We start from the raw sequence: 19,064 nt of genomic DNA on the forward strand, positions 1-19,064 counted from the left end.
TGTAAAAGTACTGTAATGCGCTAAAAACATAAATTGATAATAGAGCTGTAAGGTTTCATTAGTGGTTGAAAATGAGCTAAATATGTTGTATTTTGATGGCGCTTTATAGATTTGTATACAGAGAGCTATTCAAAATAACATTATAATATAATTTATCCATTAATTATGAGTACATTTGCACGCTTAAAATAAGGCACAATTATGGCTAATATTAAAAACATTGCAATCATTGCTCACGTAGACCATGGTAAGACAACTTTGGTAGACAAAATCATGTACCATTGCCAGTTATTCCGTGAAAACGAAAACACTGGAGACTTGATCCTAGACAATAACGATCTAGAACGAGAAAGGGGTATTACTATTACGTCTAAAAATGTTTCAGTTATTTATAAAGACACAAAGATTAATATTATTGACACACCAGGTCACGCCGATTTTGGAGGTGAAGTAGAGCGTGTGTTAAATATGGCCGATGGTGTTTTGTTGTTAGTGGATGCTTTTGAAGGGCCAATGCCACAAACACGTTTTGTGTTGCAAAAAGCTATCGATTTGGGCTTAAAGCCTTGCGTTGTGATAAATAAGGTGGATAAGGAAAACTGTACGCCCGATGAAGTGCACGAAAAAGTGTTTGATTTAATGTTTGAATTGGGAGCAGAAGAATGGCAGTTAGATTTCCCAACGGTATACGGTTCGGCAAAGAACAATTGGATGAGTGATGACTGGAAAGTAGAGACCGATAGTATTGAGCCTTTGTTAGAGATGGTAATCGAGCATATTCCCGAGCCTAAAATTGAAGCGGGAACGACCCAAATGTTAATAACCTCGTTAGACTTTTCATCGTTTACAGGGCGAATAGCTATAGGGCGCTTAACACGAGGCGAACTTAAAGTAGGGCAAAATATCTCTTTAGTGAAAAGAGATGGCAGTATTGTTAAGTCTAGAATAAAAGAACTTCATGTTTTTGAAGGCTTGGGACGTATAAAAGTTGATGCTGTTCAGGCAGGTGATATTTGTGCCTTAGTTGGTCTGGAAGGTTTTGAAATTGGCGATACGGTTGCGGATTTTGAAGCTCCTGAAGGCTTAAAAACAATAGCCATTGACGAGCCAACAATGAGTATGTTATTTACCATTAACGATTCACCATTTTTTGGTAAGGATGGAAAATTTGTAACATCACGTCATATAAAAGAACGTTTAGCTAAGGAATTAGAAAAGAATTTAGCGCTTAGAGTTGAAGAAACCGATAGTGCTGATAAATTTATGGTTTATGGACGAGGCGTATTGCATTTATCGGTTTTAATTGAAACGATGCGTCGTGAAGGTTATGAATTGCAAATTGGACAGCCACAAGTAATTATCAAGGAAATTGATGGTGTAAAATGTGAGCCAGTTGAAGAAATGACCATCGATTTGCCAGAGGAGGTATCTGGTAAGGCCATTGAGTTGGTTACTATGCGTAAAGGTGAAATGCTAAGCATGGAAGCTAAGGGCGATAGAATGGTATGTGAATTTATAGTGCCTTCAAGGGGGATTATAGGCTTGCGTAATCAGTTGCTAACAGCAACAGCGGGTGAGGCCATTATGGCACACCGTTTTAAAGAATTTCAACCATTAAAAGGTGGTATTCCAGAAAGACAAAATGGAAGTTTAGTGTCTATGGAAAATGGGCAGGCCATCCCTTACTCTATTGATAAATTACAAGAACGCGGTAAGTTTTTTATCGATCCGGGAGAAGATATTTATGAAGGTCAGGTTATTGGGGAAAATTCTCGAGGTGATGATATGACGGTTAATGTGACCAAAACAAAAAAACTAAGTAACGTACGTTCTTCAGGAGCCGATGACAAGGCGAAAATTGTTCCGGCAATTAAATTTTCGTTAGAGGAGGCCTTAGAGTATATTCAAAAGGATGAGTATGTAGAGGTAACACCAAATCATTTGCGTTTGCGTAAAATATTCTTAAAAGAAGTAGATAGAAAGCGTAACAAATCCATATAAAAGTGGAATCGTTAGGAGTTTCATATACAGAATGGGTTGGTTATCTGGCCATGGCTACGATTCTGGTGTCATTCTTAATGAAATCGATAGTTAAATTGCGAATAGTAAACAGCTTAGGTTGTTTACTATTTGTGTTTTATGGGGTTTTGTTACAGCCAATTTCTTTGCCAATTGTTATTACCAATATAGCGATACTTTGTATTAATCTTTACCATCTGCTTCAAAAGAGGCGATAAGGATAAGTTTAATGGGATTGATAAAATGATTTTATTATATTTGATGGACATGCAGAAGCAAGACATGTTCATGGAATTTGAACCCAAGCCTTAATTTTTTCTTGTTAAGTAAGGCGAAGCCCATATCGATTGAAAAGACTATTAGATTACATAAATAAGAATGTTTTAGTTAAGATTGCTTCACTTCAGGCCGCTTCGGTATTTACAAAAATTATTGCAGGATTATTAACGTCTAAGGCTATAGCAGTTTTTATAGGAGCTGAAGGCTTAGCCTTAATAGGGAACTTACGGAATTTTGTTAGTGCCATGCAAACCATTGCCATAGGTGGTTTTTATAATGGCATGGTTAAGTATGTGTCTAACTTTAAGGAAGAAGTGGTAGCGTTGAGTAAAACACTGTCTACAGTGTTTTACGTAGGTTTTGTGACCACGGTTTTAGTCTCTTTTGTATGCTATTTTAATGCGGAAGCTATAAATAATATGCTGTTCCCTAATTGGGGATATTATGGCTATGTTATTAAAATTTTTGCTGCCGTATTGCCATTTTATGCGTTGAATATGTTTTCATTTTCAATAATGAACGGATTTTCGAAGTATAAAATTCTTATTGTAATAAATATTATTGGTCAGGTTTTAGGCTTATCCATTACGCTACTTTTAATATACCAGAATAGGATAGATGGGGCTTTAATATCTGTTGTTATAGCCGAAGCACTTATATTTTTAATTACACTAGTAGGCATTGTAAACAGACGCAGTTTGGTACCGCTTATAAAAGTAGGGCGGGTTCGTTTAAGTGTTTTAAAAAATATGGGAACATATTCTTTAATGGCACTAGTTACAGCCGTTATTTTGCCGTTTGTAGCAATAGCTATCCGTTCTTATATTATTGAACATGTAGGAATTAAACATGCTGGATTTTGGGAAGCTATGACAAGGATTTCCAAATATTATTTAATGCTGGTGAGTTCTTTAATGACACTCTATATTTTGCCGCGATTTTCGGAAATAGATGGCGTAAAAGCTTTTAGAAAGGAAGTGTTTAGTTTTTATAGAACGATTATGCCAGTTTTGTTGGTAGGTCTACTGGTTATCTATTTTTTGAGATCATATATTGTAAGCATTGTTTTTTCAAGCGCGTTTGGTCCTGTAGAAGATCTGTTTTTATGGCAGTTATTAGGGGACTTCGTTAAAGTTCTGTCCATTGTAATTGCATATCAGTTTTTAGCTAAAAAAATGTTTTGGCATTACATCTTAACTGAATCGTTTTTAATTGTCATTTTATATCTAACAAGTATCTATTTTATAGATGTATTTGGTGTAAAAGGTGCCGTTATTGCACATTTTGTAAGTTATTTAATGTATTATGGCATTATTTTGTTGATATTTGGAAGTTCGCTTTTTGGGGTGGAGGGGGAAGATAAGCAAGTGTTTAGGGGTGAAGGTTAATTTTTAGTTTATTAGTACATTTGGAAAAATCAAATTTGTCCAGTGGTTTGAAAGTTATAAAGTATACATCATTGTATTATGATGAATGGAACAATTTTATAGCTACAGCAAAGAATGCTACATTTCTTTTCCATAGAGACTTTATGGAATATCATTCCGATAGATTTGAGGATTATTCATTATTGGTTTATAAGAAAGAAAAACTAGTAGCCTTATTACCTGCTAACAAGAAGGAGGATGCTGTTTATTCACATCAAGGATTAACTTATGGAGGGTTAATTTTAGACTCTTCTCAAAGGTCCCATATAGTTTTGAGTATTTTTGAGAATCTTTTAAAATATCTTTTTTTAAATGAGATAAAAGAGTTAGAAATAAAGTTTATTCCAGCTATTTATCATAAAGTACCAAGTGATGAATTACTTTTTCTAATGTACATTTTGGATGCAAAACTAATGAAAAGAGAGATGTTATCAGTTATTAATTTGGATGGACAAAATAGTTTTAAAAGTAGAATTGAAGGATATAAAAGGGCTGAAAAGCATAAATTAAAAATAAAAGAGGATAAAAAATGCGATGCTTTTTGGAATGAAATTTTAATACCAAATTTACGAGGTAAATATAATGCTAAACCAGTGCATAGTTTGGAAGAGATAAATAAACTTAAAAGTTTGTTTCCTGAAAGTATAAGGCAGTTTAATGTTTATCTAAATGATAACATAGTAGCTGGAGCGACTATTTTTGAAAGTGAAAAAGTAGTTCGTTTACAGTATATTTCAGCGAATAAAGACAAAAGTACTTTGGGGTCTTTAGATTATTTGCAAATATTTTTGCTAAAATATGTCTTTACTCAAAAAAAATATTTTGATTTAGGAACATCTAAGAAGGAAGGAGATAAAACAATAAGTAATGGGCTTTTATTTTGGAAAGAGGGATTTGGAGCAAGAGCATTAACGTGTGATGTGTATAAAGTTGACACAGTGGGTTATGGTTTATTAAGTGATATAATAAGATGATTAAGTTTTTAGATTTAAAGCGAATTAATAAACAATATGAGGTTGAGTTTCAAAAGTCTTTTAAGAATTTTTTATGTTCAGGGTCTTATGTTTTAGGAAATGAAGTTACAAAATTTGAAGAAGAATTTGCATTATATTGTGGCACAAAATACTGTAAAGGTATTAGCAATGGACTTGATGCTTTACAATTAATTTTTGAAGGCTATAAAACTTTAGGGGTATTAAAAGAAGGTGATGAGGTCATTGTTCCTGCAAATACATATATAGCAACAGTATTATCGGTTAGTAATACTGGATTGATACCTGTACTTGCTGAGCCTGATATTAAGACCTATAATTTAGATCCAAAAGAAGTTGAGAAGATTATAACAAAAAGGACGAAAGCTATTTTAGGAGTTCATCTGTATGGTTCGTTATATAATGTTTCTGCTTTAGAAACCATCGTAAAAAAGTACAATTTACTCCTTATAGAAGATGCAGCCCAAGCACATGGAGCCGTTAATATAGATGGGCGTAAAGCTGGCAACGTTTCTAATGCAGCCGCTTTTAGTTTTTATCCGACTAAAAATTTAGGAGCGTTGGGAGATGCAGGTGCTGTTACAACAAACGATGGTGCTTTGGCAAGCGTTATAACCCGAATGCGACATTATGGGAGGACGTCATCTTATGAAAATGACATTAAGGGTCATAACTGTAGGTTAGATGAAATTCAGGCAGCTTTTTTAAGAGTAAAATTGAAATATTTAGATACTAATAATAATAAAAGAAGATATATTGCTCGAAGATATTTTGATTCTATAAAAAATAAAAATATTAAAATACCCAGCTATAAAGATTTTAATCAACATGTATTTCATTTGTTTGTCATACGAAGTGAAAAAAGAAATGTATTAAAGGATTATCTTTATAGTGTTGGAATAGAGTCTTTTATCCACTATCCTGTTCCTGTTCATAAGCAACTAGCTTATAAAGAATATAAAGACTTTAATTTCCCGATAACAGAACAGATTCATAATGAAGTATTAAGTTTACCTTTGAATCCTATGATGAAAGATGTAGAGATAACAAGGGTTATTGATGCTGTTAATGCATTTAGTTCAATATAATGAGATATCTCAAAACCAATTATAAATTAATTTGATATTTCCAAATATTAGAAATAACATTTTGTTAAGGATAACCTCCGTCAATGCGATGGTGATAGGAGCTAGGCTTATTATTTCGGTATTTGTTCAACGTGTTCTAGCCTTAGCTATAGGTGAAGCTGGAATTGCAAAAGTAGGGCAGCTAAGAAACCTTGTCGAAATAGTAAATAGTGTAGCATCATTAGGGATTTTTAATGGATTGGTTAAGTATGTTGCAGAATTAAAAGATAATAATGAAGAATTAAAAAAAGTATTTAGTACAGCTTTTGTTTTTGGTGTTGTCGGATCTATATCAATTTCTATTGTTTTAATTCTTGTTTCAGATAGTTTAGCAATCAAATTATTTGGATTGAGAGGTATGATGAGTGATGTTATTGTTGTTTTGGCAGTACTCATGCCCGTTTTGGTCTTAATACGCTTTTTTAATGGTATAATTAATGGGCTTTCGGAATATAAAAAATATGCCAAGATAGATTTAATTACCTATGTAATGTCAACTCTGTTGCTTTTACTTTTTCTTAAGTTTTACAGTCTTAAGGGTGTTTTGCTGGCTATTGTTTTAACACCTATCATACAACTTGGAGTTATAGGGAGCATTTTTGGGGCTGGTTTAAGAAGAATCATAAAGGTTAGTAGTATTCGTTTTAAAATACCTTACTATAAACAATTGCTGGGGTTTGCACTTATGTCGTTTGTGTCGACAGTGCTTATTAATTATATTGAAATTGATATCAGAACCTCTATAACAAATCAGATTAGTGAAAAGGAAGCGGGTTATTGGACGGCCATGGGGTTTATATCAAAAAATTACATGGTATTTTCTTCTGGAGTTTTTACACTTTATGTAATCCCAAGGTTTACAAAAATATATGATGGCATTAGGTTTAAGAAAGAAGTAGTTTATATCTATAAAACTTTACTCCCTATTTTTGGTTTGGGAATGTTATTGGTATATATATTCAGAGAAGTTGTTATAACAATTGTTTATCCTAATTTTACAGGGATGGAACCATTGTTTAAATGGCAATTATTGGGTGATTTTATTAGGTTAGCTACTTTAGTAGTCTCACATCAATTTTTAGCAAAGAAAATGACTAAAAGTTTTATTGTAACCGAACTGATATCTTTAGGGTTATTCTACTTTTTATCCAAAAATCTAGTACTTGTCTATGGAGCTGAAGGTGTAGTAATGGCCCATTTTTATAGATATATAGTTTACTTTGGTATAGTAATATTTGCTGTGCGGTACTATTTTAAGAGGCAAAATATTGAAGATGAATAAGTTGTTTTTTTAAAATAAAGTTTCTTTTTTGTTCCGAAATGATGAATGTTTGGTATTAAAATAAAAACTGTAGCCTATCCCATTGTGAACTAATCCAAATTTTTGTCTGAAGTCTTAGTAGTAGGGCGAAGAATTTGATGAACAGGATTACATTATAGTTTTTTATAGCTAATCGGAGCTCGTAAATTATTCTATTGATTAAGGCTTTATGCTCTTCCTTATTTTTATTAAGGTAGATAGCCTTTTTACAAACTTTATAAGTTGATTTTCCCAAGTTTATACCTCTTCTTTTTGTGAAATTTGAGCTTAAAGATTCTTTTAAGATTCGTTTTTTTACTAAAACTTTATCAACATAATCGTATTCAAAAAGCCTGGAAGACCTAAACCAAAAGTCAAGGTCTTCATAGCTTAAATTTTCATCATAACCTTTAAGCTTCTTTAATACGTTTTTTTTGATAAGCATTGTGGGAGCACTTAAAAAATAACTATGAATAATAAATTTGTATATATCTCCCGTAGGAGGTTTTTGTTTAGCTTTGTTTTCATTATTCAAGTCATATTGATATGAAATATGATTACCGTTTTCGTCGATACGCTCCATATTTGAAAATACTACACCAAGATTTTTGTATTTTGAGTTTTTGAATCGATAGATTTGATTTTCAATACAAGTAGTTGTTAAAATGTCATCAGTTGCAAGGTCTAAAATATATTCGCCTTTTGCTAAAGCTAGAGCTTTGTTAAAGGTTTTGGTATTTCCAATATTTTCTTTGTTTTCGATGAATAAAATGTCTTTATGTGCAATCCATTCTTTGATCTTAATGATAGAGTCATCTTTACTGGCATCATCAATAATAATAATTTCTATATTATTATAGGTTTGATTTATAACCGAATTTAGAGATTCTACTACGTAATCCATATGGTTGTGGCATATGCAGATTACTGTTACTAAAGGTTTTTTGTTCATAAGTGATTTAATATTTTTCTTTTCTATATTTTAGCCCTAGATAAAGTAGATGAATTATATTAACCTTAACGTATATGGATATAGAAATATTAATCTCTACCATGTTTAAAACTGATTTATCTTTTCTAGAAAAAATGTTTCCTTATGAACATTATTCTGGATACAATATCCTCATAATTAATCAAACAACAAAAGGTAAAATTTTGAAGTCACATATAAAGAATGTGAGGGTTATTAATTCATTAGATAGAGGTTCTCCTGTTAGTCGTAATCTAGCAATTAGAAAGGCAGAGGCTGATATTTGTTTAATGTCTGATGATGATGTGGTATATCAACCGAATTTAAAAGCAACCGTTATGGATGCTTACAAGCTAAATCCCGATATAGATATGATTTCATTTGAAGCAATTGATGAACAAGGAAATCCTTATGCTAATTATTCACATGAGGGAAGGCATACAAGAAAAACATTGAAGCACATTTATACATGGGTCATTTCATTTAGAAGAAATGTGTTTAGTGAACGTAATGTTTTTTTTAATCATTATTTTGGTGTAGGGTCGGTTTTTAAAGGAGAGACAGAGTATCTCTTTTTGAGAAATGCCTATGACAAAGGTTTGAAAATGTATCATGTTTCCAAAACTATAGTGATGCATCCAAATGAAAGTTCTGGACGCAATATGGGAAGTGATAATGCGATTTTTGCAAGAGCAGCTTTGCATCAACGTTTTTACTCAAATTTAAGTTATGTTTGGTTAATTAAATATTTGTTCTTTTTAATAAGGCATAATTATATTAAAATCAATGAAATACCTCATAAGTTTAGGATAGGGCTAAAAGGAGTTAAAACTTACAAGGTATTGAAGAATACAGGAGTAATTGATAAAGTTTATGAAGGCGAAATTAATTAATATAACTAAAATAGAAGATAGTAGAGGAAATCTAGCTGTAATTGAAAAGGATAGTATTCCTTTCAAGATTAAAAGGGTGTATTATCTCTATGATGTGCCTAGTAATGCATATAGGGGAGGGCATGCTAATAAAAAACAAGAGTCTTTGCTCATAGCTTTAAGTGGCAGCTTTGAGGTTGTAATGGATGATGGAACTGAACGAATACGAATTATGCTGAATAAACCAAACGTGGGACTGTACATTCCAACGGGTATTTGGAGAGAAATGGAAAATTTTTCATCAGGATCAGTTTGTTTGGTGTTAGCTTCTACCAATTATGATGAACAAGAATATATAAGAGATTATAATTTATTTAAATTATCGAAACAGCCTTAAATTTATGTTAATCCTTCGGGTTTGGTGTCTTAATTTTAATAATCTATTTAAGATACCGTTGGGGAGGTGGAAAATTATTTTTTTTATACTAGATAAATTACTAGGAGTAATTTTTTGGTATAAAATTTTTGAAGGTTTATGGTTGTTTTCTAGTTTGTATTGAATAGCCATTGAAAACCGATTTAAATCAAGGTATTTCTTTAAGTTTAAGTTTGCCTTGGCATTACTTTCGTAAACATCTAAATCGAAATGTTTTCTATTGGTAAAACTAGAGTTCGTTATTTTGTTTTCAGACAATAGATTATATATAGCGCTTACTTTGTTGTAAAAGGCCACATTGAAAATCAATGCAATTCTAATCCAAAGGTCTGTGTCTTCTCCAGAATTGTAGTTTTCATTAAATCCCCCAACTCTCTTAAATACATTTTTTGGAATCATTACAGCAGATGTCCAGGCAATACTATTTACCATGCTGGAATCAAAATAATCTTTAACAATCCCCATCCAGTATTTGTCTTTTGGAATGTTTTTATATATTGATTTTATAATAATTTTTTTGTATTGGCTGAAGTATGCTTTGCAATATAAGCCACAGTTAGGATAGTTTTTGTGTAATGTTTTTAAATCTTGTAAATGGTTTGGCAACCAAATATCATCAGCATCCAAAAAAGCAATTAAATTAGCTTTTGCTTTTGATATAGCATAGTTTCTGGCATGAGACACACCTTTATTATGTGTGCTATATAGATTTACTCGTTTATCACTAACGGTTGATACTATTTTTTTTCCATTATCAAAGGAACCATCATCAATTACAATAATCTCAAAGTCCTGAAATGTTTGGTTGAGAACACTTTCTAGAGTGTTTTTAATATAATTTCCTTTATTATAAAGTGGTATTATAACAGAAAAAAAAGGCATCATTTTTTAGTTATTAATTGACAGAAATAGCCTAGCCTATAGAAATCATATAGCACTAAACTTGGATGTGAAGAATTGAAATTTTTAACTAAACCAGGCTTTAGAAGTTTAAAAAGTTTAGCTGTAAACTTGATTAGTTTTAAAGAGTTTAATGATAAAAACCATTTTGAAATTTTAGAAGCTTTCATGTTTAGTTTATTTTTCTGGATCAACTCAAGTAAATTTTCAATTGCATATTCTGTTTTTATAATAAATGTATTGGCATCGTCTTCTGCATTGTGAGTTACTGGGTTGTTTAATGAATAAATAGAAAAGTTGTTTGTTTTTAGTATATTGAAAAATAAAACATCTTCATAACCGTAAGTTTTGATGGATTGATCAAAAGGGAATTTTAAAAGAATCTCTTTTTTGATTAAAAAATTAGATGAGCATAGTGAATTACTTTCTCTCTTTTTTGTGTAAATCCATCGTAGTTTAAAGGGCTTTTTTGGGGCTTTTTTTAAGTTGGTCATGCCTCCGCAAACTACATTTTTATTTTTGAACATAATATAATTTTCAATGAATTTGTTTGAATAGGGAAAAGTGCCGGCATCAATAAATAATAGGTAATTATATTTAGCGTTACTAGCTAATAGATTCCTAATAGCACTTCTTCCTATATTTTGAGGAAGTTCTTTAAACTTGGTATGATCTAAATAATTTATTTTTTTATTGATAAGGTTGTGTTTTGATTTTGATCCATCATCGAAAACTAAAATTTCAAATACAATATCACATTCAGTACATTGGCTGTGCAATTCTTTGGCTAAAGGGTAAACATTGTAATTGTATGTCGGAATTAAAATTGATAACATTATTTAGTAGCGATTAAAACAGTTTCAGGTGATTTAAATCCATTGTAAAAATCATTTTCATCGTTTGTAAATGTTTTAGGTTCAACTTTAAAACCATTATTCTCCAGTCGGCTTTTTAAACCTTTAACAGAATAAATACGAACATGGTCTTCTTGCCCAAAATGTTTTAATCGTTCTTTTGGCGCGATAATGGAATAATCTTCATAAATATCCCCTTCTTTAAAAGGGGTTTGTATATATATAGTTCCTTGGGGTTTTAATGTACGATAAAGTTCAGATATGGCCTTTTTGTCATCTATAACGTGTTCCAGTATATGATAACAAATTATAATGTCGAATTTTTCGCTTTCTTGATTAATAGTGGTAATATCAAATTTATAATCAGCTAAAAATTCATTTTCAAAATCAGTACTATAATAATTAATCTGATTGTTTTTTTTAAAAGGACGATATAAACTTCTTGATGGTGAAAAGTGGAGTATGTTTCCTTTAATGTTGTTGCTCAATAAGCTCCAAAGTCTTCTGTTTCTAGATAAACTCCCACAAAAAGGGCAAAGTAAATCTTTGTTTTTTAATCGAATGAAAGTTCTGAGTTTTTTTGAACAAATATTACACTTATGTTTATTTCCCGTATAAAAGACTCCATGAAAATAGCGAAAGAACACCTCATTCTCAAATAAAAATGATTTAGGAACAATAGTCTTAAAGCTTTTTTTAATGGAATTATACATGTCACCCCTTCCTCTGCACTACCTCATAAACTTCATTTTCATCACACTTTAGCGTTTTGCTCGGGTATTTAAGTAGCAAAGCATAATCGTGTGTAGCCATAAGGATGGTGTTGCCATTTTTATTAATGTCTTGTAAAACTTCCATAACCTCTACACTGGTTTGGGGGTCCAGATTTCCAGTAGGCTCGTCGGCAAGGATTAATTCCGGGTCATTAAGTAAAGCTCTGGCTATGGCTACCCGTTGCTGTTCACCACCCGACAGTTCGTGCGGAAATTTAAAGCCTTTGGTTTTCATGCCAACCTTAGCTAAAACCTCTTCAACACGCGCGTTCATTTTTACTTTATCCTTCCAACCCGTTGCTTTTAACACAAAAAGGAGGTTGTCATTTACAGTTCTGTCTGTTAACAATTTAAAATCCTGAAATACAACGCCCAGCTTCCGTCTTAAAAAGGGAATGTCTTTTTCCTTAAGGTGTTTTAAATCATAATCTACTATTTGTCCTTCGCCTTCTGTTAAGGGCAAATCGCCATAAAGTGTTTTCATGAAACTACTTTTTCCTGTACCCGTTTTCCCAATTAAATACACAAAATCCCCTTTGTACATTTCAACGTTGACATTAGAAAGTACTAGATTGTCGCCTTGATATATAGCAGCATTTTTTAGTTGTAAGATAGGATTTGACATAAATAAAAGCCGATTGTTTTTTTAGTGTTGTAAATGTATTATTTATTAGTTAAAAGTTAAAGGCTATAGATTAAAAGTTAATAACGAATTAGTTTTGAGAAAATTGAATGTATTATTAAAAAATGTTAACTTTTTTATATTTAATAACTCGGTTTATAATTATAGCACGATTATTGCGTTAAAGGGTAAGATTAAAGTATCTTTGAATCTAAACAAAAACGACGCTTAATGATTAAAAAAAATATCGTTTTCTTCTTAGTAGCACTTAGTGTTGCATTTCAAATTACAGCACAACAATCGGCAGCCTACACTAATAATTTAGTCGATTATCAAAAAGCATTGACACTCTATAATAACCAACAATATCTTGCAGCGCAAGGCTTGTTTTCTAACGTTCAAAGAACCACAAAAGAAGCCGTGTTGCAATCTGATTGTGCCTATTATATTGCCAATTGTGCGGTACGTTTAAATCAGCAAAATGCCGATCGATTGGTCGAAGATTTCGTCAAAGATTACCCAACAAGTACAAAGAGAAATACGGCGTTTGTAGATGTTGCTGATTATTATTTTGTCAATGGAAAATATGCCCATGCCAGAAAGTGGTATGATAAAGTTGACGAAGCTAGTTTGGCTAGGAACGAAAAAGAAAAATTTAATTTTAACAATGGCTATTCCGCTTTTTCGGCAAAGCAGTATAAAGATGCCAAAAAGTATTTAAGTCGTGTTGAAAATTCTCAGACCTATGGTTCTCAGGCCAAGTATTACATTGGTTTTATGGCTTATGAAGGGGATGATTACGATAAGGCTAATACCTATTTCGATCAAGTAAGCGATCAAGAGCGTTACAAGGAGAAATTATCATATTACCAGGCAGATCTTAATTTCAAGTTAGGAAATTTTGAAAAAGCAATCGAGCTTGCTAAAGAAAAACTCAATAATCATAGAGAAGATGGTGAAGCATCCCAATTATCGAAAATAATAGGGGAGAGTTATTTTAATCTCAAAGCGTACGAAAAGGCCATTCCTTATTTAAAAGCCTATCAAGGTAATAGAGGAAAATGGAACCATACCGATTTTTACCAGTTGGGATATGCTTATTATAAGCAAAAAGATTATGAAAGAGCCGTTTCAGAGTTCAATAAGATTATTGGAGGAGACAATGCCATTGCACAAAATGCCTATTACCATCTTGGCGAAAGTTATGTGTATTTAGATAAAAAGCAAGAAGCCTTAAATGCTTTTAGAAATGCCTCGCAAATGTCTTATGACTTAAAAATACAAGAAGATGCATGGCTTAATTATGCTAAGATTAGCTATGAAATAGGAAACCCGTATCAATCAGCTCCCCAGGTTTTAGCAGAATATTTGGATCGCTACCCTAATACGGGTCATAAGGAGGAAATAGAAACATTGCTGATTGACTCCTATATAACTTCTAAGAATTATAAAGAAGCATTAAAGTTATTGGAAGGCAAAAGAAGTTTCGAAAACAAAATAGCCTATCAAAAAGTAGCATTTTATCGCGGGATTGAACTTTATAACGAAGGAAAATATTTAGAGGCCGCTTCACTTTTTGATCAGTCCTTAAGTGAACCAAGAGATGATATGTATACAGCAAGAGCAACCTTTTGGAAAGCTGAAGCCGATTACAATTTAACAAATTACGATGATGCCTTGGTCGGATTTAAGCAGTTTCAGCAGCAGTCCAAAGCCTCGGTAACTCCCGAAATAGAAAATATAGATTACAATTTGGCGTATACTTATTTTAAATTAAAGAACTATCCTCAGGCTATTAATTATTTTAATCGGTTTATAGAGCACAAAGAAAATGATAACGTAAGGATGAACGATGCCTACTTGCGATTGGGAGATGCTTGTTTTGTATCCAGTGACTATAATAATGCTATTCAAGCGTATAATAATGCAATTAAGATTGGACAAATTGAAGCCGATTACGCCTTTTTTCAAAAAGCTCTAAGTGCGGGTTATATAGGAGAAACATCGCAAAAAATTTCGGAATTAAAAGCCTTTATCGAAACATACCCTAAATCTAAACTAAGAGATGATGCCATGTACGAACTGGGTAATACCTATGTTAAAATAAATGAGACAGAAAAGGCAATGCAATTGTATGATCGTTTAAGTTCGGAATACCGCATGAGTTCTTTTGTCCCCAAAGCAAAATTAAGACAAGGATTGGTATATTATAATGCTAGTAAGAATGAGCAAGCTTTGGTCAAGTTCAAAGAGTTGGCAAGCGATTATGCAGGGGCACCAGAGGCAGTACAGGCTGTCGCGACAGCACGTTTGATTTATATTGATTTAGGACAGGTGGATGACTATGCGGCCTGGGTACGAACTTTAGATTATATTGAGGTTACAGATTCAGACTTAGAAAATGCGACGTATGAAGCAGCGGAAAAGCAATACTTAGATAATAATACCGATAAAGCAATTAAGCAATTTAATAACTATTTAAATCAATTTCCTAACGGAATCCATGCATTGCAGTCGCATTTTTATGTAGCACAGTTGTATTATAAAAAGGATTTGACCGAAAATGCAGCGCCACATTATCAGTATGTGGTTGAAGCTTCCCAAAATGAATTTACTGAACAAGCACTTTCACGTTTGTCACAGTTTTATTTGGAACGTAAAGATTGGATCAAGGCTATGCCTTTGTTGGAACGTTTAGAAGAAGAGTCTGGCCACCCGCAACATGTGGTTTTTGCACAATCCAATTTAATGAAAGCGAACTACCAGTTAGAACGTTTTAATGAAGCTGTCACTTACGCGGAAAAAGTACTTTCCAATACAAAAATTGACAATAAGATAAAGAGTGATGCCCATGTTATCATTGCACGTTCAGCAATCAAAACAGGCGATGAAGATAAAGCGAAGTCAGCCTATGCTAAGGTGGAAAAAGTAGCAACGGGCAAAACAGCGGCCGAGGCTCTGTACTTTAATGCTTACTTTAAAAATAAGGAAGGAAGCTATGAAGCTTCTAATAAGTTAGTTCAAAAATTAGCTAAGGATTTTTCAGGATATAAGTATTATAGCGCTAAAGGATTGGTACTTATGGCCAAGAATTTTTATGCCCTTAAAGATGCGTTCCAAGCCACTTACATTTTGGAAAGCGTTATAGAGAATTTTACAGAGTTTGAGGAGGTCGTTTCTGAAGCTAAAAAAGAGTTGACCAAAATTAAAAAGGAAGAAGCAAAAACCAACGCATCCATTCAACCAGAAGGGAACTAAAAACAGGCTGTTCTATAGGCTCGATTCAGAAGTAAAAAGGTCATTAAAAAACAACAAGATAATAGTTAAAAAAATAAAGAACATATGCGAAAGCACATAAAAAATATATTAATAGGTGTTTTTACGTTTACAGTTGGTATGTCGTTTTCTCAAGATAGAAGGAAAGATACCATTACTACAGGAGTAATAAATGTAGTTAAGCCGTATACCCCATCTATATCAGACGCTTTTAAAGTTAAGGAAACACCAACTTTAGATGATGATGCGACCGAAACAAAAAAAGAAATAAAGTATAATATTTTCTCATTTCCAGTGGCCTCAACATTTACCCCTGCAAAAGGAAAAGCTGCAGTTATTGAAAAGGAAAAGCCTGCTAAGTTATATGATAATTATGCTACTTTGGGCGTGGGTAGTTACACCAGTATTCTAGGAGAAGTATATTTGAATAATGCCATTAGCAGAACCGAAAGTGTGGGAGGCTACGTAAGTCACCATTCGTCACAGGGCGATATTGAAGATGTGATGTTTGATGATGATTTTTCAAATTCAAAACTAAATGTTAACTATACTTCAAGGCTAAGAGATATGTCCTGGACGGCAGAAGCAGGATTTCAATATCAAACCTATAATTGGTACGGTGTAGCAAAATCGCAAATAGACGATGCAACAGCTGCAAATATAGACGTAGGCCATGCCTTTTATAATGCGTATGTAGGAGGCGATTTGGCTTTTGAGGATACTTATATTAATTCTGGTAATATGTTGTTTAGGCGTTTTGGTGATAACCAAGGGTCGGGAGAAAACAGGTTAAAGATTAAAGCGGTTGTAGATGTTCCCATTAATAGAGAAGAAGTATCTACAGAGATAATATTTGATTATTTAGGAGGGAGTTTTGATAGATATTATAATTTGGATGAAGAACTTAAATATGGCAATTTTCAGGTAGGAATAGCGCCGAGTTTCCAATTAAAACAAGATGACTTAACAGTGAATCTAGGTGTGTCTTTATTCTATTTAAATGATATAGAAGCAAAAGAAAGTAAATTTTATATCTATCCAAATGTAACAGCATCGTACCGATTGGTTAATGATGTGCTCATTGCTTATGGCGGTATTGAAGGCGGTTTGATTCAAAACTCTTATTACAGCTTTGCAAACGAGAATTCGTTTGTATCGCCTACTCTGTTTATTATGCCAACCGATCAATTGTATAATGCCTATGTGGGTTTGAAAGGAAAGGTGTCTAGTAATATGAGTTATAATATTAGTGGGCGTTATTTAGCTGATAGGAGTAAGGCTTTGTTCAGAAATAATGAAATAACGAATACCTCACAAGACTATTCTTATAGTAATTCTTTTGGAATTGTATATGATGATGTCGATACTTTTAGTCTTGCAGGTGAATTGAACTTTGATATAAACAGGAATTTCACATTAGCTATAAAAGCTGCATATTACACATATAATGCCGATACGGAAACTGAAGCGTGGAACTTGCCGGATATGGAAGGGTCTTTGTTTTTAGATTATCAAATTGATACGCATTGGTTTACTGGGGCAAATATATTTTACGTAGGAAAGCGTAAAGATCAATTTTATTTGAATGATGGTACTATTACCTCGCCATTTACGGTAAGTCTAGATAGTTACTTTGATGCCAATGCCCATGTGGGATATCATATTAACGAACAGTTTTCGGTGTTTGCTAAAGCAAATAATATAGCCAATAACAATTACCAACGTTGGCAGAATTTCCCAGTACAAAGTATTCAGTTTTTAGCTGGTGCAACTTATAAGTTTGATTTTTGATGTAAAAAGATGAGGAAAAGTCTTTTATTGTTTTTTCTTTCCAGTACATATTTTTGTCAAGCACAAAGTTTTACAAAGTGTACAATACTTTCTGATAAAGCGATGCAATTAACCAACCAACAGGTTATTTACGATCCTAGCTATTTTTCAATTGATTACCCAAATGGGGATGTTCCAGAAAATAAAGGAGTTTGTACCGATGTGGTAATACGAGCTTATAGAAAAATAGGAATAGATCTGCAGAAAGGAGTGCATGAAGATATGAAAGCCAATTTTGACTTATATCCTAAAATATGGGGGTTAAAAACAACCGATAAGAATATAGACCATAGAAGAGTGCCTAATTTAATGGTGTTTTTTAAAAGGAAAGGCATAGAAAAACCTATTACTAAGAATCCTGCTGATTATCTCCCGGGAGATATAGTTTGTTGGAATTTGGGTGGGGCTGTAACACATATAGGTATTGTAGTTGATAAAAAATCTAAAGACGGTAAACGAAACTTAATAGTTCATAATATTGGGAATGGACAGGTTTTAGAAGATTGCTTGTTTGATTTTAAAATTATCGGACATTATGGCTGTTTGCAGTGAAAGACTATAAATTAGGGTTAAGGAAAAACAAGTAGGTTAATATTAACTTAATCTAGCCAAATACTCAAAATGATCACCCTCTAAAACTAATTCACATTGCAAGCCAACCGTTTCACAAGCAAGCTTTAGCGTATTGAAATCGAGATAAAGCCATTTTATAGGCACTTCATTTTCTCCTTTATAGCTTAAAAAGTAATCCAGTTCTCCATAGTAGTTGGCATTAGTATCTATCCAAAAACCACCATCGTCGTCTTCATACATGTATTTTATATCGGAGGAATCAATCAGGATCTGGCCATTTGGCTTTAATAAACTTTTTAAATGGTTCAAATATTTGGATACTTGTGATAAGGCTTCAAAGATACCGGTGCCATTCATTAGCAATAGAAGGGTGTCAAACGTCTCTGTCTCATCTAAAATGTGTTTTAATTGAGTGTTTTTTACACCTCTAAGTTTACAAACATCAATAGCACCTTGGGAAATATCAATAGCCTTTACGTTAAGGTTTTTCTTTTGTAAATACAAACTGTGACTTCCGGCTCCGCAACCTACATCTAAAATAGTTCCTTTCGCTAGATTTAAGGCTTTTTGTTCCAGTTTGGGCATGTCCTTATAATCTCTAAACAGATAGGGAAGTGGTAAAATATCGTTATCAGAAATGCTGGTGGAAGTAATAATGTCTTCAGTATAATGTCCATTTTGGTAATCCAATAAAGCAGCTCCAAATAGGTCTTTCATATTTTTTTATGTTATTGCTAGACTTTTAAAGGTCCTAACAGTTGTGTGTTAGATGTTGCAATTTTCAGTAATTCTTACTCAATAGGGTGCAAAATCA

Annotated in this window: 16 protein-coding genes; 10 read left to right on the forward strand and 6 right to left on the reverse strand. The window is 32.7% G+C overall.

Annotation, left to right across the window (positions count from 1 at the left end; all coding sequences use genetic code 11):
• Positions 1 to 201 precede the first annotated feature (201 nt).
• The 5 genes from typA to JF259_RS14465 all read left to right on the forward strand — a co-directional run bounded on the left by typA (position 202) and on the right by JF259_RS14465 (position 7,126).
• Positions 202 to 2,001, forward strand: coding sequence for a translational GTPase TypA (gene typA / locus JF259_RS14445; protein WP_199116266.1), 1,800 nt, complete (start codon positions 202 to 204; stop codon positions 1,999 to 2,001).
• A 365-nt stretch (positions 2,002 to 2,366) separates the two neighbouring features.
• Positions 2,367 to 3,686 carry an O-antigen translocase gene (locus JF259_RS14450; protein ID WP_199116268.1) on the forward strand — a complete coding sequence of 440 codons (1,320 nt, stop codon included), beginning with the start codon at positions 2,367 to 2,369 and terminating at the stop codon, positions 3,684 to 3,686.
• Positions 3,687 to 3,733: 47 nt separating this feature from the next.
• Positions 3,734 to 4,699 (forward strand): GNAT family N-acetyltransferase, encoded by a 966-nt coding sequence (locus tag JF259_RS14455; protein WP_199116269.1) that lies wholly within the window; start codon positions 3,734 to 3,736, stop codon positions 4,697 to 4,699.
• Complete coding sequence (locus tag JF259_RS14460) at positions 4,696 to 5,805, forward strand: DegT/DnrJ/EryC1/StrS family aminotransferase (RefSeq protein ID WP_199116270.1); 1,110 nt, start codon at positions 4,696 to 4,698, stop codon at positions 5,803 to 5,805. Before JF259_RS14455 ends, JF259_RS14460 begins: the two co-directional genes overlap by 4 nt.
• 88 nt (positions 5,806 to 5,893) lie before the next feature.
• Positions 5,894 to 7,126 (forward strand): O-antigen translocase, encoded by a 1,233-nt coding sequence (locus tag JF259_RS14465; protein WP_199116271.1) that lies wholly within the window; start codon positions 5,894 to 5,896, stop codon positions 7,124 to 7,126.
• 55 nt (positions 7,127 to 7,181) lie between these two features.
• Here JF259_RS14465 and JF259_RS14470 read toward each other — a convergent pair whose 3' ends face one another.
• Positions 7,182 to 8,096, reverse strand: coding sequence for a glycosyltransferase (locus JF259_RS14470; protein ID WP_199116272.1), 915 nt, complete (start codon positions 8,094 to 8,096; stop codon positions 7,182 to 7,184).
• A 74-nt stretch (positions 8,097 to 8,170) separates the two neighbouring features.
• Between JF259_RS14470 and JF259_RS14475 the strand changes: the two genes are divergently transcribed.
• Positions 8,171 to 9,007, forward strand: coding sequence for a glycosyltransferase family A protein (locus JF259_RS14475; RefSeq protein WP_199116273.1), 837 nt, complete (start codon positions 8,171 to 8,173; stop codon positions 9,005 to 9,007).
• Entirely contained in the window at positions 8,988 to 9,383 is a 396-nt protein-coding gene (locus JF259_RS14480) for a sugar 3,4-ketoisomerase (RefSeq protein ID WP_199116274.1), read from the forward strand. The genes JF259_RS14475 and JF259_RS14480 overlap by 20 nt, the downstream gene beginning before the upstream one ends.
• Here the strand turns inward: JF259_RS14480 and JF259_RS14485 are convergent.
• From JF259_RS14485 to JF259_RS14500, 4 genes are all read right to left on the reverse strand, one after another.
• Entirely contained in the window at positions 9,366 to 10,307 is a 942-nt protein-coding gene (locus JF259_RS14485; protein WP_199116275.1) for a glycosyltransferase family 2 protein, read from the reverse strand. The two genes, JF259_RS14480 and JF259_RS14485, sit on opposite strands and share 18 nt — an antisense overlap.
• Positions 10,304 to 11,158 (reverse strand): glycosyltransferase family 2 protein, encoded by an 855-nt coding sequence (locus tag JF259_RS14490; RefSeq protein WP_199116277.1) that lies wholly within the window; start codon positions 11,156 to 11,158, stop codon positions 10,304 to 10,306. Before JF259_RS14490 ends, JF259_RS14485 begins: the two co-directional genes overlap by 4 nt.
• Entirely contained in the window at positions 11,158 to 11,664 is a 507-nt protein-coding gene (locus JF259_RS14495; RefSeq protein WP_233164311.1) for a class I SAM-dependent methyltransferase, read from the reverse strand. Before JF259_RS14495 ends, JF259_RS14490 begins: the two co-directional genes overlap by 1 nt.
• A 226-nt stretch (positions 11,665 to 11,890) precedes the next feature.
• Positions 11,891 to 12,574: a cell division ATP-binding protein FtsE gene (locus JF259_RS14500; RefSeq protein ID WP_199116281.1), complete on the reverse strand. Its 684-nt coding sequence runs from the start codon at positions 12,572 to 12,574 to the stop codon at positions 11,891 to 11,893.
• Between the two features lie 228 nt (positions 12,575 to 12,802).
• Here JF259_RS14500 and JF259_RS14505 point away from each other — a divergent pair, with 228 nt between their 5' ends.
• The 3 genes from JF259_RS14505 to JF259_RS14515 all read left to right on the forward strand — a co-directional run bounded on the left by JF259_RS14505 (position 12,803) and on the right by JF259_RS14515 (position 18,229).
• Positions 12,803 to 15,829, forward strand: coding sequence for a tetratricopeptide repeat protein (locus JF259_RS14505; RefSeq protein WP_199116284.1), 3,027 nt, complete (start codon positions 12,803 to 12,805; stop codon positions 15,827 to 15,829).
• Positions 15,830 to 15,913: 84 nt separating this feature from the next.
• A complete protein-coding gene (locus JF259_RS14510; protein ID WP_199116285.1) occupies positions 15,914 to 17,638 on the forward strand; it encodes a TonB-dependent receptor in 1,725 nt (574 codons plus the stop codon).
• Between the two features lie 9 nt (positions 17,639 to 17,647).
• Positions 17,648 to 18,229 (forward strand): DUF1287 domain-containing protein, encoded by a 582-nt coding sequence (locus JF259_RS14515; RefSeq protein ID WP_199116287.1) that lies wholly within the window; start codon positions 17,648 to 17,650, stop codon positions 18,227 to 18,229.
• A gap of 42 nt (positions 18,230 to 18,271) precedes the next feature.
• Here JF259_RS14515 and JF259_RS14520 read toward each other — a convergent pair whose 3' ends face one another.
• Entirely contained in the window at positions 18,272 to 18,967 is a 696-nt protein-coding gene (locus JF259_RS14520) for a class I SAM-dependent methyltransferase (RefSeq protein WP_199116289.1), read from the reverse strand.
• Positions 18,968 to 19,064: the final 97 nt, after the last annotated feature.

This window comes from Snuella sedimenti, from assembly GCF_016428595.1.
GTDB classification, from domain to species: Bacteria; Bacteroidota; Bacteroidia; order Flavobacteriales; family Flavobacteriaceae; genus Snuella; species Snuella sedimenti.

Excerpts from the sequence above, each read along its gene's own strand:
- typA (WP_199116266.1), top strand. The coding sequence starts at position 202 with ATGGCTAATATTAAAAACATTGCAATCATTGCTCACGTAGACCATGGT.
- JF259_RS14460 (WP_199116270.1), top strand. The coding sequence starts at position 4,696 with ATGATTAAGTTTTTAGATTTAAAGCGAATTAATAAACAATATGAGGTT.
- JF259_RS14465 (WP_199116271.1), top strand. The coding sequence starts at position 5,894 with ATGGTGATAGGAGCTAGGCTTATTATTTCGGTATTTGTTCAACGTGTT.
- JF259_RS14470 (WP_199116272.1), bottom strand. The coding sequence starts at position 8,096 with ATGAACAAAAAACCTTTAGTAACAGTAATCTGCATATGCCACAACCAT.
- JF259_RS14475 (WP_199116273.1), top strand. The coding sequence starts at position 8,171 with ATGGATATAGAAATATTAATCTCTACCATGTTTAAAACTGATTTATCT.
- JF259_RS14480 (WP_199116274.1), top strand. The coding sequence starts at position 8,988 with ATGAAGGCGAAATTAATTAATATAACTAAAATAGAAGATAGTAGAGGA.
- JF259_RS14485 (WP_199116275.1), bottom strand. The coding sequence starts at position 10,307 with ATGATGCCTTTTTTTTCTGTTATAATACCACTTTATAATAAAGGAAAT.
- JF259_RS14490 (WP_199116277.1), bottom strand. The coding sequence starts at position 11,158 with ATGTTATCAATTTTAATTCCGACATACAATTACAATGTTTACCCTTTA.
- JF259_RS14500 (WP_199116281.1), bottom strand. The coding sequence starts at position 12,574 with ATGTCAAATCCTATCTTACAACTAAAAAATGCTGCTATATATCAAGGC.
- JF259_RS14505 (WP_199116284.1), top strand. The coding sequence starts at position 12,803 with ATGATTAAAAAAAATATCGTTTTCTTCTTAGTAGCACTTAGTGTTGCA.
- JF259_RS14510 (WP_199116285.1), top strand. The coding sequence starts at position 15,914 with ATGCGAAAGCACATAAAAAATATATTAATAGGTGTTTTTACGTTTACA.
- JF259_RS14515 (WP_199116287.1), top strand. The coding sequence starts at position 17,648 with ATGAGGAAAAGTCTTTTATTGTTTTTTCTTTCCAGTACATATTTTTGT.
- JF259_RS14520 (WP_199116289.1), bottom strand. The coding sequence starts at position 18,967 with ATGAAAGACCTATTTGGAGCTGCTTTATTGGATTACCAAAATGGACAT.